We start from the raw sequence: 24,523 nt of genomic DNA, 5'->3' as shown, positions 1-24,523 counted from the left end.
TCTCGCGTCTGAAAAGTCAGCGCTCAACCACGGGGCAGGAACACATCGGCCAGCAGTTGATTGCGCGGCAATCCCGCCAGGTACAGACGCCGGGCAAAGGCGTCGACACTGTCGGGGCCTCCGCAGAGTAAGGCCAGGGTTTGCCGGGAAACAAGCCGCAGTTGCGCCAAAGCCGCTGGCAACTCGGCCGGGGTCCACAGTTCGACACTCAGGTTCGGACGGCTGGTTGCCATGGCTTGCAGGGGTTTGGCCAGGTAGTGCTCATCGGTATCATGGGCCAGGTGGATGACGCGGATGGTGCCCTGGTGATCCTGGCGCAATGCTTCGCGCAAGACACCAAACAATGGCCCCAATCCGGTGCCAGCCGCCATCAACCACAACGGCCGGGCGTGCCAGTCAGGGTCATAATGCAAGGCACCGCCGCGCAGTTCACCGAGACGGATCGGATCGCCGATGCGCATTTGCCTGGCGGCATCGCTGAATTCCCCGGGCGTGCGGCAATCGAGATGAAACTCCAGAAAACGGTCTTCCTGCGGCAGGCTGGCGAGGGAATACGGCCGCGCCACGCTGCCCGCCCACAATACCAGGTGCTGCCCGGCGCTATAACGCAACGGTCGCTGGGGGATTACCCGCAAGCGCAGCACCGTGGTACTCAGCCAATCGACCGCCGCGACCTCGGCCGGATGACCATCGGTTTGCGGGTCGAAGGCGTGCACCTGCAAGTCCTCGACCACCTGGCACTGGCACGCCAACCGCCAGCCTTGTTCACGCTGCTGTGCACTCAAGGCATCGGGGCGGCTGTCGTTCGGCAGGCCCCGCACACACTGCACCAGGCACGCATGGCAACTGCCGGCGCGGCAACTGTAAGGCACTGGCACGCCGTTCTGATTCAGTGCATCGAGCAGATTGCTGCCCGCCGCCACCGACCAATGGCGCTCGCCGACCCGCAGCTCAGGCATCGACGTTCTCCCACGCTGCCGCGCATCGGTTGCGGCCGTCACGCTTGGCGCGATAGAGCGCCTGATCGGCCTGCTGCAACGCATCATCGAGGTCGTCACCCAGTTCCAGCAGGGTCATGCCGGCGGACAGGCTGAGGTTGCGTACATTCAGACCAATCAGCTCGACATCGGTGAACGCGATGCGCAGCCGTTCGCAACACGAAGTCAGACTGTCGGCATCGCAATCGGGCAGCAGCACCACGAACTCTTCGCCACCGTAGCGAGCCAGTACGTCACCGTCACGCAGGCACGCGCTGGCAACGCCGGCAAAGGCTTGCAGCACCTGATCGCCGGCGGCATGACCGTGCAGGTCGTTGATGCGTTTGAAATGGTCGAGGTCTATCAGCGCCAGGCCATGCACGACACCGGCGTCCATGGCGTTCAGCTCGCGTGACGCCAGGCGCAGGAAATGCCGACGATTGAACAGGCCCGTGAGCTCGTCGGTGGCCACCAGGTCTTCGAGCTGGCGCATCATCCCGCGCAACGTGTCCTGGTGCGCCTGCAAGGCAAAACGCCGCTGGCGCATGCGTTGTCGCGAGGCCTGGACATAGCGGGCATACAGCACCAGCCACACCAGCACGATGAACAGCACACAGACCTGCAACACCGCCATGGCCGGGTCAGGCAGCTGGAAGTGGTAGCCCTCCCACAGCGTGATCGCACTGAAACTCAAAAACACCAGCAGCGCGCATCGTACTAAAGACCGGCGAGACAGATGGAACAGGCCGAACAGCAGGATCAGCACGTAAAACACCAGAAACGCGCCCCGGGCTTCGTCCAGATGGGCAATCAGCCAGGTTTGCCAACCCAGCCCCAGCAACACTTGTGCCTCGGTCAGGCTGGGGTCGGTGAAGCGCAGGTTGCAGCCGCTGTAGAACACCGCGAACAGGATGGCCTGACTGATCACTACCAGTGCGCTGCCGATGGCGACACTGGAAAGCGGCGCGTTGTAGTGACCGGTAAAAAACGCCAGCCACAGCAACAACAATGCCAGGGCATAGGTGCCGGCCGCGAGGGCGAAACGTTTGAGCAACAGGCGCTGGATGGCGTTTTGGGTCAATCGTTGATTCACCAAATGAAAGGAGACTGACAGAGCGTCCTACTCTACAGACCGAATGTCACTTTAGTGGCGTGGCCGATAAATGACCATTCAATTTTCGGGATCGACGGTCCGGGCCTTGCGCGACCCTGTGGCGAGGGGGCTTGTCGGACCGCCGCATCGCCCCGTTGGACTGCGGAGCAGTCCCGGTAACAGACAGGTCGTTGTGTCAGGCAGATTGTTTTCACCGGTTTTGCGGCTGCTTCGCAACCGAACGGGGGCAAGCCCCCTCGCCACAAAAGCCACGCACTCCTCTTGCAGCTGCTTCTATGCGACCAACGATTGACTGTCGGCGCGTGTGCCGGCCTTTGATGCGCGGTATACTGCCGCGCCTTTTTAGCGTCGCGCCAGCTTGCCCGGCGTGCCTTGAAAGGTGCTTGCAACCGACCGATGCACCCAAGCTGCAAGCACCTTATTGAATGTTCCCGTCTTTTAGAGGAGCGCGACTCATGACCGTGATTAAGCAAGACGACCTGATTCAGAGCGTTGCCGACGCCCTGCAGTTCATTTCCTACTACCACCCCGTGGATTTCATCCAGGCGATGCACGAGGCCTACCTGCGCGAAGAATCGCCAGCGGCCCGCGACTCGATGGCACAGATCCTGATCAACTCGCGCATGTGCGCCACCGGCCACCGCCCGATCTGCCAGGACACCGGTATCGTCACCGTGTTCGTGCGTGTCGGCATGGATGTGCGCTGGGATGGCGCCACCATGGGCCTGGACGACATGATCAACGAAGGCGTACGTCGCGCCTACAACCTGCCGGAAAACGTCCTGCGTGCTTCGATCCTCGCCGACCCGGCGGGCGCTCGCAAGAACACCAAGGACAACACTCCGGCGGTCATCCACTACTCCATCGTTCCGGGTAACACCGTGGAAGTGGACGTGGCAGCCAAGGGCGGCGGCTCCGAGAACAAGTCGAAGATGGCCATGCTCAACCCGTCCGACTCGATCGTCGACTGGGTGCTCAAGACAGTTCCGGAAATGGGCGCCGGCTGGTGCCCACCGGGCATGCTCGGCATCGGCATCGGCGGCACCGCCGAGAAAGCTGCCGTCATGGCCAAGGAAGTGTTGATGGAATCCATCGACATTCACGAGCTGAAGGCCCGTGGCCCACAGAACCGCATTGAAGAAATGCGCCTGGAGCTGTTCGAGAAGGTCAACCAACTGGGCATCGGCGCCCAGGGCCTGGGTGGCCTGACCACCGTGCTCGACGTGAAGATCATGGACTACCCGACTCACGCCGCTTCGCTGCCGGTGTGCATGATCCCGAACTGCGCCGCCACCCGTCACGCACACTTCGTGCTCGACGGTTCCGGCCCTGCTTCGCTGGAAGCGCCACCGCTGGACGCCTACCCGGAAATCGTCTGGGAAGCCGGCCCGTCGGCCCGTCGCGTCAACCTCGACACCCTGACCCCGGAAGAAGTGCAGAGCTGGAAGCCGGGCGAAACCGTCCTGCTCAACGGCAAGATGCTCACCGGCCGCGACGCTGCGCACAAGCGCATGGTCGAGATGCTGAACAAGGGAGAAACCCTGCCGGTGGACCTCAAGGGTCGCTTCATCTACTACGTCGGCCCGGTCGATCCGGTCGGTGACGAAGTGGTTGGCCCGGCCGGTCCTACCACCGCCACGCGGATGGACAAGTTCACCCGTCAGATCCTCGACCAAACCGGCCTGCTGGGTATGATCGGCAAATCCGAGCGCGGCCCGACCGCAATCGACGCGATCAAGGACCACAAGGCCGTCTACCTGATGGCAGTCGGCGGCGCGGCTTACCTTGTAGCGCAAGCGATCAAGAAATCCCGCGTGGTGGCTTTCGCCGAACTGGGCATGGAAGCGATCTACGAGTTCGACGTGAAAGACATGCCTGTGACTGTTGCCGTCGACAGCAAAGGTGAGTCGGTACACATCACCGGTCCTGCCATCTGGCAGAAAAAGATCAGTGAAAGCCTGGCGGTAGAAGTGCAGTAAGCGCTTGGACTGTTCCAGAAAAGGCGACAGGGTTATCCCTGTCGCCTTTTTTATTGCCAGGCCATCCCCCTGCAGAAGCGAGCCCGCTCGCGAAGGACGCATGGACGACACGGGCTGTCTGATGCCCCGCGTTATCGTTGACTTCCATCGCGAGCAGGCTCGCTCCTACAAGGGCCAAGTCGCTCATGTTATCGTGCGCCCCCTCCGTATTCCTTGTGTAAGCCCTGCATGTTTGAGTCATCTCGATCCCTGCGCCTGGCGCTCTATACCGTATTGATCATTGCCGGTGCTGCCATCGCGGCCACTCTGGCCATGCGCCACACCGTGCGCCAGTCAATGGTCGAAGACGCGGCTCGCGCCAATCAGCAACTGGCACTGTATGCCACGTCCCTGCATACCCTGATCGAACGTTACCGCGCCCTGCCCGCGGTGTTGGCGCTGGACCCGGAGCTGCGCTCGGCGCTCAAGGGCAAGGTCAGTTCCGAACAGCAGGACGCATTGAACCGCAAACTGGAAAAAATCAACGGCGCCGCCCAATCATCGACCCTGGAACTGCTCGATCACACCGGCCTCGCCGTGGCGGCGAGCAACTGGCGTTTGCCCAGCAGTTATGTCGGCCACAACTACGGTTTCCGTCCCTATTTCAACCAGACCCGCACCCAGGGCACCGGGCGCTTTTACGCCGTGGGGGTGACCAGCGGAATTCCCGGCTACTTCCTCTCCAGCGCGGTCAGCGATGACGATGGCCAGTTCCTCGGCGCCATGGTGGTGAAACTGGAATTCCCCGAACTGGAACGCGAGTGGCGCCAAGGCAGCGACACACTGCTGGTCAGCGACGCACGTGGAATAATCTTCATCGCCAACCAGCCGGGCTGGCGCTATCGCTTGCTCAAGCCGCTGAGCGACAGCGATCATGCCGAACTCAAGACCACCCGCCAGTACGACAAGCAGCCGCTGACGCCGCTTGAGTTTCAATCGTTGCGGCGCTTCGACGATAACAGTGACCTGGCTCGGGTCGACGGCCCCGACGGCAAGGCGGATTACCTGTGGGAATCCCTGCCGCTGAATACCGAGGGCTGGACCCTGCACCTGCTGCGGCGCCCACAAGTCGCCTTCGAAGACAGCCGCAATGCGGCCCTCGCCGCGGCCGGGCTATGGCTGACCCTGGTGTTCCTGCTGCTGTTTCTCAACCAGCGCTGGCGCCTGGCCAAACTGCGTCAGCGCAGTCGCGAAGAACTCGAACAGCTTGTAGAAGAGCGTACCCGCGACCTGCGCACCGCCCAGGAAGGTCTGGTGCAGTCGGCCAAACTCGCGGCGCTGGGGCAGATGTCCGCCGCCCTGGCCCATGAGATCAACCAGCCGCTCACCGCCCAGCGCATGCAGCTGGCGACCTTGCGCCTGCTGCTCGACAACGGCCGCGTCGACGACGCCTACAAGGCGCTCAAGCCGGTGGATGAAATGCTCACCCGCATGGCGGCCCTCACCGGCCACCTGAAAACCTTCGCCCGCAAGAGCCCCAGCGGTTTGCGCGAACGCCTGGACCTGGCGGCGGTGGTGGATCAGTCGCTGCAACTGCTCGACACTCGGCTGCGCGACGAACAGGTCAGCACCGTGCTGCATCTGACCCGCCCGGCCTGGGTGCGTGGCGATGCGATTCGCCTGGAACAGGTGCTGATCAATCTGCTGCGCAATGCCCTCGATGCGATGCAGGATAAACCCTGCAAACGCCTGGAAATCCGCCTCGAAGCCGACGAACAACTATGGCGCCTGAGTGTGATCGACAACGGCGGCGGTATCGCCGAAGAGAACCTGTCCAAGGTCTTCGATCCGTTCTTCACCACCAAACCGGTGGGCGATGGCCTGGGGATCGGTTTGGCCGTATCGTTTGCCATCGTTCACGAATCCGGCGGGCGCTTGAGTGCCGACAATCATGACAAAGGTGCCGTGTTCACCGTGACCTTGCCCATCGACCTGGACGTGCATGAACCATGCTGAACTCAGTGATCGTGGTCGATGACGAAAGCAGCATCCGCAGTGCCGTCGAGCAATGGTTGAGTCTGTCGGGTTTCGAGGTGCAGTTGTTCAGTCGCGCCGATGAATGCCTGGCGCAATTGCCCAGGCATTTTGCCGGGGTGATTCTCAGCGATGTGCGCATGCCCGGCATGACCGGCCTCGAACTGCTGGCCGAGGTGCAGCGCCGGGATGCCGATTTGCCGGTGATCCTGCTGACCGGTCACGGCGATGTACCGATGGCCGTCGAAGCCATGCGCGACGGTGCCTACGATTTCCTCGAAAAACCCTTCAGCCCGGAAACCCTGCTCGGCAGCCTGCGCCGCGCCCTCGACAAACGCCGGCTGGTGCTGGAAAACCGCGCACTGCACGAACAGGCGGACAACCGCGCCAAACTGGATGCCACGCTGCTCGGCGTGTCTCGGGGTCTGCAGACCCTGCGTCGGCAAGTTTTGGACCTGGCAGCACTGCCGGTCAACGTGCTGATTCGCGGCGAAACCGGTAGCGGCAAGGAACTGGTCGCGCGTTGCCTGCACGACTTCGGGCCGCGGGCCGACAAGCCCTTTGTCGCACTCAACTGCGCGGCCATCCCCGAGCAATTGTTCGAGGCCGAGCTGTTCGGCCACGAGAGCGGCGCGTTCACCGGGGCGTCCGGCAAGCGCATCGGCAAGCTCGAGTACGCCGACGGCGGCACACTGTTTCTCGATGAAATCGAAAGCATGCCGTTGGCCCAGCAGGTGAAACTGCTGCGGGTGTTGCAGGAGCAAAAGCTTGAACGGCTGGGCTCGAACCAGAGTATCCGCGTGGATTTGCGCATCATTGCCGCGACCAAGCCGGACCTGCTCGACGAAGCGCGGGCCGGACGTTTTCGCGAAGACCTGGCCTATCGCTTGAACGTCGCTGAGCTACGCCTGCCGCCCTTGCGCGAACGTCGTGAAGACATACCCCTGTTGTTCGAATCCTTTGCCCAAAACGCCGCCGAACGCCTGGGACGCAAATTTCCACCGTTGAGCGGCGCCCAGTTGAGTCACCTGCTGAGCCACGACTGGCCAGGCAACGTGCGCGAATTGGCGAATGTCGCCGAGCGTCAGGTATTGGGGCTCGGTGAACCGGAGCCCTTGGGCATCGAGCCCGGCCAGTCACTGGCGGCTCAGCAGGAAGCGTTCGAAGCGCAATGCCTGCGTGCGGCCTTGACCCGGCACAAGGGCGACGTGAAAGCGGTGCTCGAAGAACTGCAACTGCCGCGCCGGACCTTCAATGAAAAGATGCAGCGGCATGGGTTGAGCCGGGAGATGTTTTTGCCCGAGGCCTGATTTTTGTGGTGTCTGCCCTGGCCCCATCGCGAGCAAGCTCGCTCCCACAGTGGATCTGTGTACGCCAAACATTGTGGGAGCGAGCTTGCTCGCGATGGGGCCTGTACAGGCAAAGCAACCAACCAAACCGTAAGCAATTTTCCGCCCATCAGCTGCCACGAATAAGCGGATTTCCGCTCACCGAAACACTCCACCCCCTCTAAACCGGCCCTCTCCCCGTTGGCACAGCTCCTGCTATAGCCCTGGCAGGCTGCGTTTCATCGCGCTCCACAAAAACAATTAAATGAAGGATCCTTCAATGGATAACTCCAACTCCCTGCCGCTTGGGTCGGCTGCCGCGCCGGTCAAAGAAAGAACCACTTCCAGCCGCATCAAGTCGATCTTCAGCGGCTCCGTTGGCAACATGGTCGAGTGGTACGACTGGTACGTCTACGCCGCCTTCTCCCTGTACTTCGCCAAGACCTTCTTCCCCAAAGGCGACACCACCGCCCAACTGCTCAACACCGCCGCGATCTTCGCCGTGGGCTTCCTGATGCGTCCGATCGGTGGCTGGCTGATGGGTCTGTATGCCGACAAGGTCGGGCGCAAAAAGGCCCTGATGGCCTCGGTGTACCTGATGTGCTTCGGCTCGCTGCTGATTGCCCTGAGCCCGAGTTATGAAGTCATCGGCATCGGTGCGCCGATCCTGCTGGTGTTCGCGCGCTTGCTGCAAGGCCTGTCGGTGGGTGGCGAATACGGCACCTCCGCCACTTACCTCAGCGAGATGGCGACCAAGGAGCGTCGCGGCTTCTACTCCAGCTTCCAGTACGTGACCCTGATCTCCGGTCAGCTCATCGCTTTGGCGGTGCTGATTGTCCTGCAGAACTTCCTGACCACCGAGGAGCTCTACGCCTGGGGCTGGCGCATCCCGTTCGCCATCGGCGCGCTGTGTGCCGTGGTTGCGCTGTACCTGCGTCGTGGCATGGAAGAAACCGAGTCTTTCACCAAGAAAGAAAAAGCCAAGGAAAGCGCGATGCGCACCTTGATGCGTCACCCCAAGGAACTGATGACCGTGGTCGGCCTGACCATGGGCGGTACGCTGGCGTTCTACACCTACACCACCTACATGCAGAAATACCTGGTGAATACCGTCGGCATGAGTATTTCCGACTCCACCACCATTTCCGCTGCCACGCTGTTCCTGTTCATGTGCCTGCAACCGATCATCGGCGGGCTGTCGGATAAAATCGGTCGTCGGCCGATCCTGATTGCCTTCGGCATCCTGGGCACGCTGTTCACCGTACCGATCCTGACCACCCTGCACACCATTACGACCTGGTGGGGCGCGTTCTTCCTGATCATGGCGGCGCTGATCATCGTCAGCGGCTACACCTCGATCAACGCAGTGGTGAAAGCCGAACTGTTCCCGACCGAAATCCGCGCCCTGGGCGTGGGCCTGCCGTACGCACTGACCGTATCGATCTTCGGCGGCACCGCCGAATACATCGCGCTGTGGTTCAAGAGCATCGGCATGGAGACGGGTTACTACTGGTATGTCACCGCGTGTATTGCCGTGTCGTTGCTGGTGTACATCACCATGAAAGACACCCGCAAGCATTCGCGGATCGTCACTGACTGACAGATAGATCGAAGCTGGCTGTACCGGCCTCTTCGCGAGCAAGCCCGCTCCCACATTCGACCGCGTTCCTTCTGGAACAACCCGGTTAAATGTGGGAGCGGGCTTGCTCGCGAATGGAGCCGACTCGGTATCAAGCCAGCATAGTCATGACAGCCAAACCCAGGCTCGGCGATGCCACACTGAAAAATGGACAAGGGCTTCATGAAAAATCCGTCACCCAGGTAAAAGAGCCGATTAATCACGCGTTAATGCTCGCCGCCCAACCTTTAACGGCCTGATCGATTCATTGCGATGCGCTCACTCAGTCCTTGAAAGCGAAAAAGCCTGACGGCCTTAACATCCAATTAATCGATAGGTAGCAGGATTTAATTGCGAAATTTAATCGATATATCTGGCGTCTTGGCTTTTTCCACTAAACGCCAACGAGACGGGAGTCACTACCATGAAGACCAAACTGATCCTTGCCCTGGCCCTTTCCGTACTGGCCGCCAACACGTTCGCCGCCGATGGCTACGACAAAACCGGCTCGGCCTCTTACGGCTCCGGCGCCAGCGCCGCCATCGAACGCAGCCACTCGGGCACCTATGCTTCTGACGGCTTCGATAAAACCGGCACCGCGGACGCTATCGCTGCCGACGGTTTCGACAAAACCGGTAGCGCTGAAGCTATCGGCTGATCGTGGAGGGAACTCACGGCCCGGCTTCGGCCGGGCTTGGTCGTTTTTGGGGTAATACAATTCTTCCGGCAGACCACAAATCCTGTGGGAGCGGGCTTGCTCGCGAAGACGGCGGCACATCCAATATCAATGTGACTGGCACACCGCCTTCGCGAGCAAGCCCGCTCCCACATTGGATCTCATCAACTCAACTACCGAATCCGACTGGAAATCCGTGGCGCATGCTTGCACCATGAACGCCTCCCGAAAGCTCTGGAAATCCCATGCCTGACGACATCCACTTCTACGAACCCGCCAACGGCCACGGCCTGCCCCACGATCCGTTCAACGCTATCGTCGGCCCGCGCCCCATTGGCTGGATCTCTTCACAGGATGCCGAGGGCCACCTGAACCTGGCGCCCTACAGTTTCTTCAACGCCTTCAACTACATTCCGCCGATCATTGGGTTTTCCAGCGTCGGGCGCAAAGACAGCCTGAACAACATCGAACAGACCGGCGAATTCGCCTGGAACCTGGCCACGCGGCCGCTGGCCGAGCAGATGAACCAGAGCTGCGCCATGGTCGGGCCTGAGGTCAACGAATTCGAACTGGCCGGGCTGACGACCGCTGCCTCGAAGGTCATTCAGGTGCCACGGGTGGCAGAGAGCCCGGTGTCCTTCGAGTGCAAGGTCACGCAGATCATTCAGTTGCAACGAGCGGACGGCAACGTGGTGCCGAGCTGGCTGATCCTCGGCGAAGTGGTCGCCGTGCATATCGCCAAATGGCTGTTGAAGGACGGGGTATACGACACCGCCGCGGCAGAACCGATTCTGCGCGGCGGCGGGCCGGCGGATTACTTCCAGCTGGGGCCTGAGGCGTTGTTCAAGATGTACCGCCCGGGGGCGGTGAAGTGATCACCAGAGCAGGTCGGTGTCTTCTTTGACGTCCTTGAGGTGGGTCAGCTCTTTGGCCGCTGCCAGGTCGGCGTCATGGGCGGTCTTGAAGATCTGCCCTTCCAGCACTTTGTGAAAACGCGGGGCGCCGGAACCACCCAGCGCTTTGACGGCGATAGCGGCGTGGTAACCACCCTCGCCCGGTACTACAGCGGAAACAGCTTCGAAGTGTTCAAAGGCTTTACGTGCCATGTCGCGAATCCTGGCTGGTTGAGAATGCCGTCATTAAACCCTCAACCGGCCAGTTTGTGTACCGCCACTGCGGACTGCCCCAGGGCCTGCGCCGCCGAGACATCCTTGAAGGTGTGGAAATCCAGACTGTTGACCACCAGCTCCTGCACCAGCTCGGCAAAAATCTCCATCGCCGGCGTGCTGAAGTACGCGGTCATGGCCTGTTGATTGCTCCAGAAACCGGACACCAGCCACAGCTCCGGATCGCATTGCGAATGCTGCAAGGCAAAGCTCAGGCAGCCTGGCGCTGCGCGGGACGGTTCGATCAGGGCGCTGAGGCGCACACCGAGTTCCTCCGAGCGCCCGGCGCGCGCTCGAACGAAGGCCATATGACTGACGGGGATCTGCGTGGACATGTTCAACCCTCCCGGGGAGTCGCGTGGCAGCCGGGGGACGGGCTGCGACAGGATCAAAGGTTAAGGGCCGCGACGCCTGTCTCGTTAGTCGATTCCTGCCGGTGCGTTGCACAATCCTGCGAAACTTCATCGCCAGCCTGTAACAAGCTGTAAAACCCTGTCACGGTTCTGCCATACGAGTTTCAAGCAAGTTCTTGCGGCACAAGGCTCTATTGGCTACACCGCCGGTCGCCCCCAGGCAGAATCAGGCAAGCATCCGGCAGGATGTGTCTACCGCTGTCGCTTGCACAAACTTATGCTCTGCACCACTCCCTTCATGCCTTGCCGAGGATGCCTCGCATGTCGTCGCTCGATCACTTTCAAGCCCCGCTAGACACCGACATGGAAAAGCAGCGCGCGGAACTGGCGGCCATCATCCGCCGCAACACCGCCGAAGATGGCAGTTATGCCACGGCCATCGGCTCGCTGTTCATGTCCCGCCACAGCCAGTCCCACGAGTTCGCCCCGGTGCTCGCGCAACCGGCGCTGTGCATCATGGCCCAGGGGCGCAAGGAAGTTCAGCTGGCCAACGAATACTTCAACTACGACCCGCTGAACTACCTGGTGGTCTCGGTCTCGATGCCGCTCAGTGGACGAGTGGTGGATGTCTCGCCTGAGGAACCGATCCTGGCCTTGCGCCTGGACATCGACCCGACGGAAATCACCGCACTGATCGCTGACGCCGGCCCCCTCGGCGTGCCCACCCGGCCGACCGGGCGCGGGCTCTATGTCGAAAAACTCGACACCGCGATGCTCGACGCCGTGCTGCGCCTGGCACGGTTACTGGACACGCCAAAAGACATCGCCATGCTCGCGCCGCTGATTCGCCGGGAGATCCTCTATCGCCTGTTGCGCAGTAAACAGGGGCATCGGCTGTACGAAATCGCCATCGCCAACAGTCAGAGCCATCGCATCAGCCAGGCGATCAAATGGCTCAACGGCAATTTCGAACAGCCGTTGCGCATTGATGAATTGGCCAAGGAAGTGAACCTGAGCGTGTCGACGCTGCATCACCGCTTCAAGGCGATGACGGCGATGAGTCCGTTGCAGTATCAGAAGCAGTTGCGCCTGCAGGAAGCACGGCGGCTGATGCTCGCCGAAGGGCTGGAGGCTTCGGCGGCGGGGTATCGGGTCGGGTATGAGAGTCCGTCGCAGTTCAGCCGGGAGTACAGCCGGTTGTTCGGGGCGCCGCCATTGCGGGATCTGGCGCGATTGCGGTTGTCAGTCTGATCCAGAATTTGTGTTGGTTGTGCCGACCCCATCGCGAGCAAGCTCGCTCCCACAGGGTCCGGTGTACACCGATCCAGTGTGGGAGCGAGCTTGCTCGCGATGAGGCCAGCGAGGCCAACATCAAATCCGGATCAGGCGCCCAGTACCCGGCATGCCTCCACCGGCAAGGTCACCGACACCGGATGACCAACGCTCAGGCCAAAGCCCTGACATGGCGTGCTCAACGCTGTAAACGACACCCCGGAACACTCCACCGTGGTCTCGATGGTCGCGCCGATATCGCGCACGAACGTCACCTTGCCCAGCAAGCGGTTGCCCGCGGTCGCCTGGGGTGCGGACAGTTGCAGGTCTTCCGGGCGAATCAGCATCTTCACCTTTTCACCGACCACGATGCTGCTGCAGATCGGTACTTGCAGCGCATCGCCGCCCGGCAAACTGACCTTGCCGTTACCCAGCACCGTGGCCGGGAAGATGTTGCCCGAGCCGATGAAGTCCGCGACGAACTCGTTGGCCGGGTGACGATAGATCTCGATCGGCGTGCCCACCTGCTGCACCTTGTGCTCACCCAATACGACCACGATATCGGCCATGGTCATGGCCTCGCGCTGGTCGTGGGTCACCATGATGGTGGTGATGTTCAGGCGTTGTTGCAGTTGGCGGATTTCCACCTGCATCGACTCGCGCAGCTTGGCATCCAGCGCTGACAGAGGTTCGTCGAGCAGGAGGATTTTCGGGTGATTGGCAATCGCCCGGGCAATCGCCACGCGCTGGCGTTGGCCGCCGGACAGCTTGGCCACCGGACGATTGATCATCGCTTGCAGCTGGATCAGTTCCAGCAATTCCACCACCCGCGCCTGCTGGTCAGCCTTGCTGACCCCGCGCAGTTTCAGCGGATAGGCGATGTTCTCCCCCACCGTCATGTGCGGGAACAGCGCCAGCGACTGGAACACCATGCCGAAATTACGCAGATGCGCCGGGGTGTGGCCGATGTCCTCACCGTCCAGGCGAATCTCGCCACCGCTAAGGGTTTCCAGCCCGGCAATCATGCGCAGCAAGGTGGTTTTGCCACAGCCCGAAGGACCGAGGAAACACACCAGTTTGCCCTCGGGCAAATGCAGGTTTACATCCTTTACCGCGCAGGCCGAGCCGTAATGTTTCTCGACGTTTTCCAGAATCAGACCAGACATAAGAATCACCTCAAGAAATCAGAACGAAACGCCACCTTCACCAACCAGCTTCTCCAGCGCCCAGATGAGGACGAAGTCGATCAGCACGATCAGCACGGCAAACGAAAATACGGTTGGGTCGAGCGAAGACACGGTGCGGCTGTACATCCAGATCGGCACGGTCATGACGTCGATGGTGTAGAGGAAATAGGTCACGGTGAATTCGTTGAACGAGACGATGAACGCCAGCAGCATGCCCGCCAGGATCCCCGACTTCATCAACGGCACCACCACATCGACAATCGCCCGCAGCGGTGAGGCACCGAGCATTTGCGCGGCCTCTTCGACTTCGCTGCCGATGGAGAGCATCGCCGCCGTGCAGTTCTTCACCACGAATGGCAACGCGAGGATCACGTGGGCAATCACCAGGCGCGAGGTGGTCATGTGGAACGGCAGGCTGTCGAACACCAGCAGCAACGCCAGGCCCAACACCACCATCGGAAACACCAGCGGCAACGACATCAATTGCAGCGCCACCGCCTTGCCGCGGAACTCGCAACGGGTCAGCGCGTAGGCCGCCGGCACCGCGATGATCGTGGCGAAAATCATGGTCAGGCACGACACCAGCAAGCTGGTAGACATGGCCTGGCCGAGGCTCAGGACGTCACTGGCGTCCGGCGACACGAAGGTGTGCCAGGCGGCCTTGTACCATTGCAAGCTGTAGCTGCTCGGCGGGAAGTCGAGGTTCGACGCGCCGCTGAACGACATGACGATCATGGTCAGGATCGGCAGTACCGCCAGCAGCAGGATGAAGCCGGAAAGGATGCCGGCAAACTTGCCGGTCTCGCCGGGCAACAGCCCATAACGCTTTTTGGTCAGGGTGCTCATTGGGAAGCCTCCAGCATGCGCCGACGACGGCCAGTGATGTATTCGGACAAGGTCATGATCGCGAGGGTAGTGACGATCAGCACCACGCCGGCAGCGGACGCGGCGGGCCAGTTCATCAGCGGGGCGATCTGGTCATGCACCATCACCGCCAGCATCGGCACGCGCCGACCTCCGAGCAGCAAGGGCACCACGAAACTGCTGGCGTTGTAGGCGAACACCAGGGTCGCACCGGTAATGATCCCCGGCAGACTCATCGGCAATACCACTTGGCGGAACACCTGGAAGCGACTGGCGCCCAGGGTGGCGGCAGCTTCTTCGTAGCTGCGGGCGACACCGCGCATGGCGCTGGCAATCGGCAACACGGCCAGCGGGAAGGCGGTTTGCACCAGGCCCATCAACACGCCGTTCTGGTTGTACAACAGCATGATCGGGCGCTTGATCAGGCCCAGGCCCATCAAGGTCTGGTTGAGCATGCCGCCAGGGCCGAGGATCACCAGCCAGCCGTAGCTTTGCAGCAGCAGGTTGACCAGCAATGGCAGCAACACCGCCGCCAGGAAGATCCGTCGCACGAACGGCGAGGTCAGGCGCGACATGGTGTAGGCCACCGGGATCGCCAGAATCACTGCGATCACCGCGCTGATCAGCGCCAGGCGCAGGGTCAGCATCAGCGACTTGAGGTAATAGGGTTCCAGCAACTGGGCGTAACTGGCCAGGCTGAACCCGGACCATTCCGCGCCTTTGGTGCCCACGCTCATGCGCAGTACCAGCAGGCTCGCGGCAATCAAAACGCCGAGAAACAGCATCGACGGCGTGAGGAAAAGCCAGGCGCGCGTCGTGGGTGAAACACCCTGAGCGGCGCGCACGGGGGCGGCACTCACCGGATGGGTCAGAGGTTGGTGTTCCATAGCAAAGGGTCTCGTCAATGGACAGCAGCTGACAAACACAAGACTCAAGGTCACTTTGCCCCCTTGTGGGAGCGAGCTTGCTCGCGATGACTGCTTGTCAGTCGCCAATGATGTCGACTGACACTCCGATATCGCGAGCAAGCTCGCTCCCACAGGGGATCTTCAGTGTTTGAAGATCTTGTGTACGTCACTCGATCAGGAAGAAAAGATTTCCGTGTAACGACGAATCCATTGGTCATGCACGCTGGCCAGGAAGGCGTTGTCGTGCATGATCGCCTTCTCGGCAATCTGCTCCGGCGTGAGGATGTACGGGCTCTTGCGTGCTTCGGCGGAAATGATCGCCTTGGCGTTGACCGGGCCGTTGTAGATGTCTTCAGCCATCTTGCCCTGCACCAGCGGGTCCAGAGAGTGGTTGATGAAGGCGTAGGCCATGTCGGTATCGCCCGGACGGTTCTTCGGCATCACCGACAGCATCAGGTCGGTGTAGAAACCTTCCTTCATGCCGAACGTGGCGCCCAGGCCGTAGTTCGGATCGCGGATCTGTTTCGGGAAGAAGGCTGGTGCGTACAGGCCGCCCATGTCCAGGGAACCGGTGCGGAACAGTTCGGCGATCTGGTTAGGGTTTTCACCCAGGGTCACCACACGATCCTTCAGCTCGGCGAGCTTCTTGAAGCCAGGCTCGATGTTGTGTTCGTCACCACCGGCCAGTTTGGCGGCGATGATGATCAGGTCCATGGCCTCGGTCCAGTTCGGCGGCGGCAGGAAGATGTTCGGCGCCGCGTCGGCATCCCACAGGGAGGCGTAACTGGTCGGGGCTTCTTTCTGGGTGCGGGTGCTGTAGACCAGGCTGTTGCACCACAGCAGGTAACCGATACCGTGGCCATTGGCGCCGGTGCGGTATTTCTCCGGTACATCGACGAGGTTGGGAATGCGGTTGAGGTCGGGTTTTTCCAGCAGGTTGGCGGCGGCCAGACCTTCGGCGCCAACGCCTGCCAGGGTGATGATGTCGTATTGCGGACGATCACCGCCGGCCTTGAGTTTGGCGACCATTTCCGAGGTACTGCCGGTGCGGTCAGCGATGACCTTGCAGCCGTACTTGTCTTCGAACGTCGCGGCGATGTTGCGCAGTGCGGCCAGGCCGGTGTCATCGGACCAGGTCAGCAGACGAAGGGTCTTGCCGGCAAAGCGTGTGTCGCTGGCATTCGCCTTGATGAACGGCATGCTCATGGCTGCCGCTGCAACCGAGGCTACGCCCACGGTCTTGATGAATTGACGTCTGTTCAGATCATGCTCGCCCATTACGGACTCCCTTTGTTTTTGTAGGTATAAGGCAGGTCGAAACTGTTGCATCCGCGCGACCGGACCAGCGTTAGCCCTCGTATTTTCGGGGGCTTGGCTGAGCCAGCGAGTTCATCCTGAGGTCGTGTAAAACACCTGACTATCGATAAAAACTCATTGAAGCCATGACGCCAGCGCATGCCTCCTTTTCCTTGTGGGAGCGAGCTTGCTCGCGATGGACGTCAACGATAATGCGGGGCATCAGACAGCCCGTGTCGTCCATGCGTCCATCGCGAGCAAGCTCGCTCCTACACAGTGCCAGGCGTCAGACGGCCCGGATCACGTGTTTGATTTCCTGGAAAGCCTGCAAGCCCCATGGCCCCAATTCGCGGCCGATGCTGCTCTGCTTGTAGCCGCCCCAGGCGGTCTGCGGGAAGATCACCTGCGGCGCGTTGATCCACACAAGCCCCGCCTGCAAAGCATTGGCAACGCGGTCGGCGGTCTGTGCATTGCGCGTCACCACACTGGCAACCAGGCCAAACTGACTGTCGTTGGCCAGGGCAATCGCTTCGGCCTCGGAGGCGAAACGGCGCACGCAGATCACCGGGCCGAAAATCTCTTCATTCCACAACGCACTGTCGAGGGGCACTTCGGTGAACACCGTCGGCTGCAAAAAATATCCGCGCGGCAGGTCGGCCGGGCGATTGCCACCGCAAACCAGCTTGGCACCGGCACTCAAACCGCGATCGATGTGACCGAGCACGCGCTGGTATTGCGCCTGATTGACCAGCGCGCCCATTTCCACGTTCGGGTCGAACGGGTCGGCCACGCGAATGGCTTCGGCACGGGCCTTCACTCGGCTCAGGAATTCATCGGCCAGTTCATCGGCGACCAGCACGCGGCTGGTGGCGGAGCACATCTGCCCGGCGTTGAAGAAACCACCGCCACAGGCCACTTCCACCGCCAGTTCGAGATCGGCATCGGCCAGCACCAACAGCGAAGATTTGCCGCCCAGCTCCAGGCTCACACCTTTGACGGTTTCCGCCGCCCGTTGCATGACCTGCACGCCAACGGCATTGCTGCCGGTGAACGACACCTTGGCGATGCGCGGGTCTGCCGACAGCGGAGCGCCAACGGCCAGGCCGGTGCCGCACACAAGGTTAAAGACACCCGCCGGCACACCGGCATGATCGATGATCGCGGCCAGTTCCAGTTCCGGCAGCGGCGTCACTTCCGAAGGCTTGAGCACCACGCAGCAACCGGCGGCCAGGGCTGGGGCGAGTTTCCATGCGGTGGTGACCATCGGAAAATTCCACGGCACGATCAGGCCGACCACACCGCACGGCTCGCGGCGCAGGCGAGCACTGAAGTCGTCGGTCGGCAGCTCTACCGCGCTGTCTTGTTTGGCATCCAGGCCTTCGGCCAGACCGGCGTAATACTCGAACGTGGCGATCACGTCATCGACGTCGATCGCGGCTTCGAACTGCGGTTTGCCGTTGTTGCTCGACTGCAAGTGCATCAGTTTTTCACGGTTGGCCTGCACGCCCGTGGCGATTTTGCGCAGGATCGCACCGCGTTCGGCGCCCGTGGTTTTCGACCAGTCGGCGAACGCCTGGGTCGCTGCGTTCACGGCTTGATCAACCGCGCGTTCGTCGCCGCCATTGACGGTGGTCAACAGGGCTTCGGTCGCCGGGTTGATCACCCGCAGGTGTTCGTTGCCGGCCGACCATTGGCCGTTGATGTACAGGCCATCCAGAGTCGTCGGGAAGCTCATTTCGACACCGCCTGCATCCACTGGGTCTGGTCGATTTCAATCAGGGTCGGGCCCTGGCGATCGGTAGCCACCCGCAATGCACCGCGCAATTGCTCGACACTGCTGACCGCTTCGGCGGCGCAACCCAATGCCTTGGCCACACCGATGAAGTCCGGGGTGTAGATGTCCACGCCCACCGGCTCGATGGCGCGGTTGACCATGTATTTCTTGATCTCTTCGTAGCCCTGGTTATTCCACAGCAGCACGATCACCGGGGTGCGCGCTTCAACGGCACTGGCCAGTTCCGGCAAGGTGAACTGCAGGCCACCGTCGCCGATCAGGCACACCACCGGAGGACGCGCGCCACCTTCGATGCGGCCACCCAGCCAGGCGCCAATCGCCGCCGGCAAGGCATAGCCGAGGGTGCCGTAACCGGTGGACGAGTTGAACCAGCGACGCGGACGCTCCGGGTTGAACGTCAGGTTGCCGGTGTAAACCGGCTGGGTCGAATCGCCGACGAACACCGCGTCCGGCAGTTCCTGCAGCACGGTTTCGAGGAAGCGGGTCTGGGCCAGGGTCGGTGCGTCCCAGGTTGCAGCCAGGTCTTCACGCAGACGGGCGGCACGTACTTGTCCCCAATCGTTGCGACGCTCGGCCAGGGATTTGTGCGACAGGGCACTGAGCAACGCCTGGGCGGCGTTACGCGAGTCGGCCACCAGCGCCACATGCGGCGGGTAGTTGCGCACGGTCTGGTCCGGGTCGATATCGACGCGCAGCAACTTGCCAGGAATTTCGAAGCCACCGGCGAAGGTCACGTCGTAGTCGGTCTCGGCCAGTTCAGTGCCGATGGCCAGTACCACGTCGGCCTCGGCGACCAGCGCACGAGTGGCGACCAGGCTCTGGGTCGAGCCGATCAGCAGCGGGTGGCCGGAGGCGAGCATGCCCTTGGCATTGATGGTCAGGGCGACCGGCGCGTCCAGCAGTTCAGCCAGCTCAGTCAGCTCGACGGCCGCGTCGATGGCGCCGCCACCGGCGAGAATCAGCGGACGCTTGGCGCCGGCCAGCAATTCGGCCATGCGCGACACGGCGCTCGGCGAAGCACCGGCGCGGTCGATATTGACCGGCAGGCTGGCGAGCAGGTCGTCGGCTTCTTCAACCAGAACATCCAGCGGAATTTCAATGTGCACCGGACGCGGACGGCCAGCCTGGAACAGAGCGAAGGCGCGAGCCAGCACACCCGGCAATTCCGACGCCGACATCAGGGTGTGGGAGAACGCCGCGACACCGGCACACAGCGCGCCCTGGTTCGGCAGTTCGTGCAGCTTGCCGCGACCACCGCCCAACTGGCTGCGCGATTGCACGCTGGAGATCACCAGCATCGGGATCGAATCGGCGTAGGCCTGGCCCATGGCGGTGGTGATGTTGGTCATGCCGGGGCCGGTGATGATGAAGCACACACCCGGTTTGCCGCTGGTACGGGCGTAGCCGTCGGCCATAAAGCCGGCGCCCTGTTCATGGCGCGGCGTGACGTGGTTGATGCTCGAACGGGCCAGCCCGCGATACAGCTCCACGGTATGCACCCCTGGAATGCCGAACACCTGCTCGACCCCGTAGTTTTCAAGTAACTTGACCAATACTTCGCCGCACGTCGCCATGTCTTTGCCCTTTTTGTTCGTTTGAGACGCCGGGCGTGCGCTGTGTTTATGATGGATTCGCAGGCCCGGGAATGGCCTCATTGGAACGGGCGACAGGTAGCCGCAACAATGGATAAAAAGTCATACTAGCCATGTCCTCACGTCATACCTTGGATCCCAATGAAACGACTGCCTCCCCTGCCGGCGCTGCACACTTTTCTGATTACCGCGCAGTGCTGCAATTTCACCCGGGCCGCCGAACAGCTGCACATCACCCAGGGCGCGGTGAGTCGGCAGATCGCCGGGCTGGAAGATCATCTGGGTTATGAACTGTTCATCCGCCTGGCCCGAGGCCTGGACCTCACAGCCGAGGGACGGGAATGGCTGCCACGGGTCCAGCAGATTTTCGGCCTGATCGACGAGGCCGTTGAACAGATTGGCGAGAAGCGTGAAACCCTGCAACTCAAGGCACCGACCTGCGTCATGCGCTGGTTGCTGCCGCGTCTGTTGCAATGGCAAAGGGAACGCCCGGACGTGCCGGTGGAACTGACCACCACGGTCAAGCACGGGGTGGATTTTCATCGCGAGCAGTTCGATGCGGCGGTGATGTACGGCGCACCGCCGGATGATTCATTGATGTCGCAAAAACTCTTCGATGAACAACTCACGCCGGTGTGTTCCAGACCGATGCTCGAAGGCCCCATGCCCCTGCAGACTCCGGCCGATCTGCAACAACACCTGTTGCTGCACCCGACCCGCGACGAACGGGACTGGAAAGCCTGGTTGAAAGCCGCGGATGTGCATTTGACCAATGTCGGCAAGGGCCAGCACTTCGAAACACTGGACCTGGCGATGTCGATGGCGTCCCAGGGAACGGGTGTGGCGATTGGCGACTGGTCGCTGATCGGCGATGACCTGAACGCCGGGCGGCTGGTCATGCCATTCGATTTGAAGGTGACAACGGGGCTGGCGTATTACCTGGTGTTCCCCGAAAAACCCGGGCCTTCGCCGAAGTTGCGTGAATTGATGGGGTGGTTGGTGGAGCAGGCGCAATCGCGGTAAAACCGCAAAATCCTGGTGCACCACCCTGTGGGAGCGCGCTTGCTCGCGATGAACCTGAGAACGCCGCGGGGTATCAGGTTCCCAGCGTTATCGTTGGCGATCATCGCGAGCGAGCTCGCTCCTACAGGAGATCAGTGAACTCAATAACCGACAGTAAACCGCTGCCGCGAATGCTTCGGGGCTTCCACTTCATCGAGCATCGCGATCGCATAATCGGCAAACGTGATCCAGCTGCGCCCTTCGCTGCTCACCAGCAAATCATCCTGGCCGATGCGGAACTTGCCCGTGCGCTCGCCCTCGACAAATTCGGCCGATGGCGACAGGAAGGTCCAGTCCAGATCCCGCTCTTCACGCAAGTTTGCGAGGAATTCGGCACCGGCGCTGGCCTCTGCCTTGTAAGCCTCAGGGAAACCTTCGCTATCGATCACTCGAGCGCCATCGGGCAATAGCAGCGAACCCGCCCCGCCCACTACCAGCAAACGTTTAACCCCGGTTTTTTTCACCGGGCCAACGACTGCACTGGCAGGCAGGGTCGCGAAATGTGCGGCGCTGATGACTACGTCATGGCCCGCAATCGCAGCTTGCAACGCAGCGGCATCAAGGGCATCGACTTCCTTGCTGACCACACCTTCACGCACGTCTATTTTCGATGTGTCGCGGGCAATGGCAGTAACGCTGTGGCCGCGCCGCAGGGCTTCTTCCAGCACTTGGCTACCGGCACGACCGGTGGCACCGATGATTGCGATTTTGCTCATGACGTTCTCCAGTTGGCTTGAAAGTATCGGTATCAAATTGCGCTGACCTTTGTGGCGAGGGGGCTTGCCCCCGCTCGGCTGCGTAGCAGTCGTAAAACCTGTGCTTAGGGTGTGACTGATGGATTGCAGGGGAGCGCTTCGCACTCCAACGGGGGCAAGCCCCCTCGCCACAGGTAATCAATTTCATCTCAAAACTTGCTTCAGCTTCATGTACTTCCGGTTACCACTTCATCTCGCCCTTGGCGACCTTGGCACTCAGCTCCAGGGAGCTTTCATCGCCCAGGGTCGGGAAGCGTTTTTTCATCGCGGCGATCAGCGCGGCAGCATCCCTGGCCTTGGCGGTTTCTTCGTCGAAGGCCTTGATGTAGGCGGCGGTGAACTGCACGGCCGTCAGTGAACGATCGCTCTCGCCAAGGTAATGACCCGGCACCACGGTCTGCGGTTTCAGGGTTTCAATGGCATGCAGCGTAGTCAGCCAATCGGCATGGGACTGCGGAGTTTGCGTGTCAGCCATCCACACGTGGATGTTTTGCGCCACCACGACACCACCAACCACGGCCTTGATCGATGGAATCCACACAAAGCTGCGATCCGGCTGCGGGCCCTCAAGACCCACCACCTGCAACTTCTGCCCTTCGAGGATCAGGCTGTCCCCCTTGAGCACGTCCGGCACGATGGTTTTTACAGGCACATCGGCCCCCATTTTCGGGCCCCAGAATGCCAGTTTGCCGTCGACGGTGTGCTTGATGTGGTCGACGGTCGGCTGCGAGGCGAGGACCTTGGCCTTGGGGAATGCGGCCGTCAGGGTATCGAGGCCGAAGTAGTAGTCCGGGTCACCGTGGCTGATGTAGATGGTGGTCAACTGCTTGCCGCTGGCGCGGATTTTTTCCACTACCTGTTCGGCCTGGGATTTGCCGAATTGCGCATCCACCAGGATCGCTTCTTTCTCGCCACTGACCAGCACCGAGGTCACCGGGAAGATGGCTTTTTCGCCGGGGTTGTAGACATCCAGCGTCAGGGTCGAGGCGCTGGCGTGGGCGGCAAAACCGAAGGTGGTGGCCAGCAAAACTCGCTTAAGTGAGGTGAAACCGATCATCTGTTGCTCCGTGATCCCGATGCCATGTTTGGCGATGCCTTTTGTAGGAGCGAGCCTGCTCGCGATGGACTTGAAGGCGCCGCGTATAACCGGTATCCCGCGTTATCGTTAACGACCATCGCGAGCAAGCTCGCTCCTACACAGAGGAACAGAGCTTAGTTGCCTGACTCGGTACAAAAAATGCGATGCTTGAACATAGTTTGTTTCTGAAAGCGGGCAAATCATGGATCGTCTTCAAGCAATGCGTGTGTTCGTCACGGTGGTCGACCTCGGCAGCCAGTCGGCCGCCGCCGATCATCTGGAGCTGTCACGGCCGGTGGTGTCGCGGTATCTGGCGGAACTGGAAGACTGGGTCGGCGCGCGCCTGATGCATCGCACCACACGCAAGTTGAGCCTCACCGCCGCTGGCACCGAGATCCTGCCCCGCTGCCGGCAGATGCTCGATTTATCCACCGACATGCAAGCCGCCGTCAGCGAACCGGATGACGCACCCCGCGGCCAGCTGCGAATCAGCGTCAGCACCTCCTTCGGCCAGGCGCAATTGGCCGACGCCATGGCCGCCTATGTCCGACGCTACCCCGGCGTCAGCATCGACATGCAGATGCTCGACCGCACCGTGAACCTGGTGGATGAGCGCATCGACCTGGCGATCCGTACCAGCAACGACCTGGACCCGAACCTGATCGCCCGCCGCCTGACGGTTTGCCGCTCGGTGATTTGCGCGTCCCCCGCTTACTTGCGCGAGCACCCGGCGCCGCAACGGGTCGAGGACTTGAGCCTGCACAATTGCCTGACCCACTCCTACTTCGGCAAAAGCCTGTGGCATTTCGAACAGGACGGCGAGCAGGTTTCAGTACCGGTGCAAGGCAACATCAGCGCCAACGAGGCCAGCACACTGCTGCGCGCAACGATAGCCGGCGCCGGGGTAGCGATGCTGCCCACCTACCAGGCCGGCGTGCACATCCACAGCGGCGAGTTGATTCGCCTGCTGCCGACGGCCGAACCCCGGCAAATGAACGTGTATGCGGTGTATGCCTCGCGCAAGCACATGCCGGCGGCGTTGCGCAGCTTGCTGGATTTTCTGGTGGTGAGGTTTCCGCAAGAACCGGAATGGGACATCGGGTTGTAAATGGAAGCCCTGTGGGAGCGAGCTTGCTCGCGATGGCTGCCGAACATTCACCCATGATATCGACTGATCCACCGCTATCGCGAGCAAGCTCGCTCCCACAGGGGTGATCAGTGTTCTGAATACCGCGCTATTGCTGGTAACTCACCGGCGCTGACCTATGCTCAAAGTAGTACCGAAAGGTATTCGTTCAGAGGTCAACGCCATGAACATCAGAACAAGAAGATACCTCGCGATTTTCATCACCTGTGCGGTCACGCTCGGGCTTTATGGCGCTGCGGCCTGGCGCGTCGAGCAACTGCGCAACCTGCCCCGTGAAGCCGCGAGCTGCAACTTCGAGCGCTGCATCCCCCACAACGCCACCCTCAACGCCCTCCGGTAACGA

23 protein-coding genes are annotated in these 24,523 nt (G+C 61.4%); 11 read left to right on the top strand and 12 right to left on the bottom strand.

Features of this window, described 5'->3' with window-relative positions:
* Positions 1-23: 23 nt before the first annotated feature.
* Both ABIE16_RS01390 and ABIE16_RS01385 read right to left on the bottom strand, forming a co-directional pair.
* Positions 24-959, bottom strand: coding sequence for an iron-sulfur-binding ferredoxin reductase (locus ABIE16_RS01390; RefSeq protein WP_429520426.1), 936 nt, complete (start codon positions 957-959; stop codon positions 24-26).
* Positions 952-2,058: a GGDEF domain-containing protein gene (locus tag ABIE16_RS01385; RefSeq protein ID WP_154909448.1), complete on the bottom strand. Its 1,107-nt coding sequence runs from the start codon at positions 2,056-2,058 to the stop codon at positions 952-954. The genes ABIE16_RS01390 and ABIE16_RS01385 overlap by 8 nt, the downstream gene beginning before the upstream one ends.
* A 488-nt stretch (positions 2,059-2,546) precedes the next feature.
* Here ABIE16_RS01385 and ABIE16_RS01380 point away from each other — a divergent pair, with 488 nt between their 5' ends.
* From ABIE16_RS01380 to ABIE16_RS01350, 7 genes are all read left to right on the top strand, one after another.
* Positions 2,547-4,070 (top strand): fumarate hydratase, encoded by a 1,524-nt coding sequence (locus ABIE16_RS01380; RefSeq protein WP_090457475.1) that lies wholly within the window; start codon positions 2,547-2,549, stop codon positions 4,068-4,070.
* 228 nt (positions 4,071-4,298) lie between these two features.
* Complete coding sequence (locus ABIE16_RS01375) at positions 4,299-6,065, top strand: sensor histidine kinase (protein ID WP_429520425.1); 1,767 nt, start codon at positions 4,299-4,301, stop codon at positions 6,063-6,065.
* Positions 6,059-7,393 carry a sigma-54-dependent transcriptional regulator gene (locus ABIE16_RS01370; protein WP_057713486.1) on the top strand — a complete coding sequence of 445 codons (1,335 nt, stop codon included), beginning with the start codon at positions 6,059-6,061 and terminating at the stop codon, positions 7,391-7,393. The genes ABIE16_RS01375 and ABIE16_RS01370 overlap by 7 nt, the downstream gene beginning before the upstream one ends.
* Positions 7,394-7,691: 298 nt before the next feature.
* Positions 7,692-9,011 carry an MFS transporter gene (locus tag ABIE16_RS01365; RefSeq protein ID WP_090457479.1) on the top strand — a complete coding sequence of 440 codons (1,320 nt, stop codon included), beginning with the start codon at positions 7,692-7,694 and terminating at the stop codon, positions 9,009-9,011.
* Between the two features lie 146 nt (positions 9,012-9,157).
* Positions 9,158-9,289, top strand: a complete 132-nt coding sequence (locus ABIE16_RS01360; RefSeq protein WP_340313097.1) for a hypothetical protein — start codon at positions 9,158-9,160, stop codon at positions 9,287-9,289.
* A 164-nt stretch (positions 9,290-9,453) separates the two neighbouring features.
* Entirely contained in the window at positions 9,454-9,687 is a 234-nt protein-coding gene (locus tag ABIE16_RS01355; protein WP_057713484.1) for a hypothetical protein, read from the top strand.
* 263 nt (positions 9,688-9,950) lie between these two features.
* Positions 9,951-10,580 carry a flavin reductase family protein gene (locus ABIE16_RS01350; protein ID WP_090457482.1) on the top strand — a complete coding sequence of 210 codons (630 nt, stop codon included), beginning with the start codon at positions 9,951-9,953 and terminating at the stop codon, positions 10,578-10,580.
* Here the strand turns inward: ABIE16_RS01350 and ABIE16_RS01345 are convergent, their stop codons facing one another.
* A complete protein-coding gene (locus ABIE16_RS01345; RefSeq protein WP_057713482.1) occupies positions 10,581-10,811 on the bottom strand; it encodes a hypothetical protein in 231 nt (76 codons plus the stop codon).
* A gap of 41 nt (positions 10,812-10,852) precedes the next feature.
* A complete protein-coding gene (locus ABIE16_RS01340; protein ID WP_057713481.1) occupies positions 10,853-11,206 on the bottom strand; it encodes a putative quinol monooxygenase in 354 nt (117 codons plus the stop codon).
* A gap of 339 nt (positions 11,207-11,545) precedes the next feature.
* Between ABIE16_RS01340 and ABIE16_RS01335 the strand changes: the two genes are divergently transcribed.
* Positions 11,546-12,475, top strand: a complete 930-nt coding sequence (locus tag ABIE16_RS01335; protein ID WP_090457485.1) for an AraC family transcriptional regulator — start codon at positions 11,546-11,548, stop codon at positions 12,473-12,475.
* A 131-nt stretch (positions 12,476-12,606) separates the two neighbouring features.
* Here ABIE16_RS01335 and ABIE16_RS01330 read toward each other — a convergent pair whose 3' ends face one another.
* The 6 genes from ABIE16_RS01330 to ABIE16_RS01305 form a co-directional block, all read right to left on the bottom strand.
* Positions 12,607-13,662, bottom strand: coding sequence for an ABC transporter ATP-binding protein (locus tag ABIE16_RS01330; RefSeq protein WP_057713479.1), 1,056 nt, complete (start codon positions 13,660-13,662; stop codon positions 12,607-12,609).
* Between the two features lie 18 nt (positions 13,663-13,680).
* A complete protein-coding gene (locus ABIE16_RS01325) occupies positions 13,681-14,529 on the bottom strand; it encodes an ABC transporter permease (RefSeq protein WP_007978496.1) in 849 nt (282 codons plus the stop codon).
* Positions 14,526-15,434: an ABC transporter permease gene (locus ABIE16_RS01320; RefSeq protein WP_429520424.1), complete on the bottom strand. Its 909-nt coding sequence runs from the start codon at positions 15,432-15,434 to the stop codon at positions 14,526-14,528. Before ABIE16_RS01320 ends, ABIE16_RS01325 begins: the two co-directional genes overlap by 4 nt.
* A gap of 195 nt (positions 15,435-15,629) precedes the next feature.
* The gene (locus ABIE16_RS01315; RefSeq protein WP_057713476.1) at positions 15,630-16,733 is read right to left on the bottom strand and encodes an extracellular solute-binding protein; all 1,104 of its coding nucleotides are present in this window, start codon (positions 16,731-16,733) and stop codon (positions 15,630-15,632) included.
* 304 nt (positions 16,734-17,037) lie between these two features.
* Positions 17,038-18,486 (bottom strand): aldehyde dehydrogenase family protein, encoded by a 1,449-nt coding sequence (locus ABIE16_RS01310; RefSeq protein ID WP_429520423.1) that lies wholly within the window; start codon positions 18,484-18,486, stop codon positions 17,038-17,040.
* Positions 18,483-20,120 (bottom strand): 5-guanidino-2-oxopentanoate decarboxylase, encoded by a 1,638-nt coding sequence (locus ABIE16_RS01305; RefSeq protein WP_057713474.1) that lies wholly within the window; start codon positions 20,118-20,120, stop codon positions 18,483-18,485. The genes ABIE16_RS01310 and ABIE16_RS01305 overlap by 4 nt, the downstream gene beginning before the upstream one ends.
* Positions 20,121-20,279: 159 nt before the next feature.
* Here ABIE16_RS01305 and ABIE16_RS01300 point away from each other — a divergent pair, with 159 nt between their 5' ends.
* Positions 20,280-21,161 carry a LysR substrate-binding domain-containing protein gene (locus tag ABIE16_RS01300; RefSeq protein WP_150813333.1) on the top strand — a complete coding sequence of 294 codons (882 nt, stop codon included), beginning with the start codon at positions 20,280-20,282 and terminating at the stop codon, positions 21,159-21,161.
* Positions 21,162-21,301: 140 nt separating this feature from the next.
* On the opposite strand, the gene ABIE16_RS01295 is transcribed toward ABIE16_RS01300, so the two are convergent.
* Positions 21,302-21,916: an NAD(P)-dependent oxidoreductase gene (locus ABIE16_RS01295; RefSeq protein WP_429520422.1), complete on the bottom strand. Its 615-nt coding sequence runs from the start codon at positions 21,914-21,916 to the stop codon at positions 21,302-21,304.
* A 220-nt stretch (positions 21,917-22,136) separates the two neighbouring features.
* Positions 22,137-23,012: an MBL fold metallo-hydrolase gene (locus ABIE16_RS01290; RefSeq protein WP_150813336.1), complete on the bottom strand. Its 876-nt coding sequence runs from the start codon at positions 23,010-23,012 to the stop codon at positions 22,137-22,139.
* A gap of 223 nt (positions 23,013-23,235) precedes the next feature.
* Between ABIE16_RS01290 and ABIE16_RS01285 the strand changes: the two genes are divergently transcribed.
* Both ABIE16_RS01285 and ABIE16_RS01280 read left to right on the top strand, forming a co-directional pair.
* Positions 23,236-24,141 (top strand): LysR family transcriptional regulator, encoded by a 906-nt coding sequence (locus ABIE16_RS01285; protein WP_218494272.1) that lies wholly within the window; start codon positions 23,236-23,238, stop codon positions 24,139-24,141.
* A gap of 157 nt (positions 24,142-24,298) precedes the next feature.
* Positions 24,299-24,520, top strand: a complete 222-nt coding sequence (locus tag ABIE16_RS01280; RefSeq protein ID WP_057713469.1) for a hypothetical protein — start codon at positions 24,299-24,301, stop codon at positions 24,518-24,520.
* Positions 24,521-24,523 lie beyond the last annotated feature (3 nt).

This window comes from Pseudomonas sp. 2725, assembly GCF_050434585.1.
GTDB lineage: Bacteria > Pseudomonadota > Gammaproteobacteria > Pseudomonadales > Pseudomonadaceae > Aquipseudomonas > Aquipseudomonas jessenii.
This window is presented reverse-complemented; position numbering and strand designations above follow the sequence as displayed.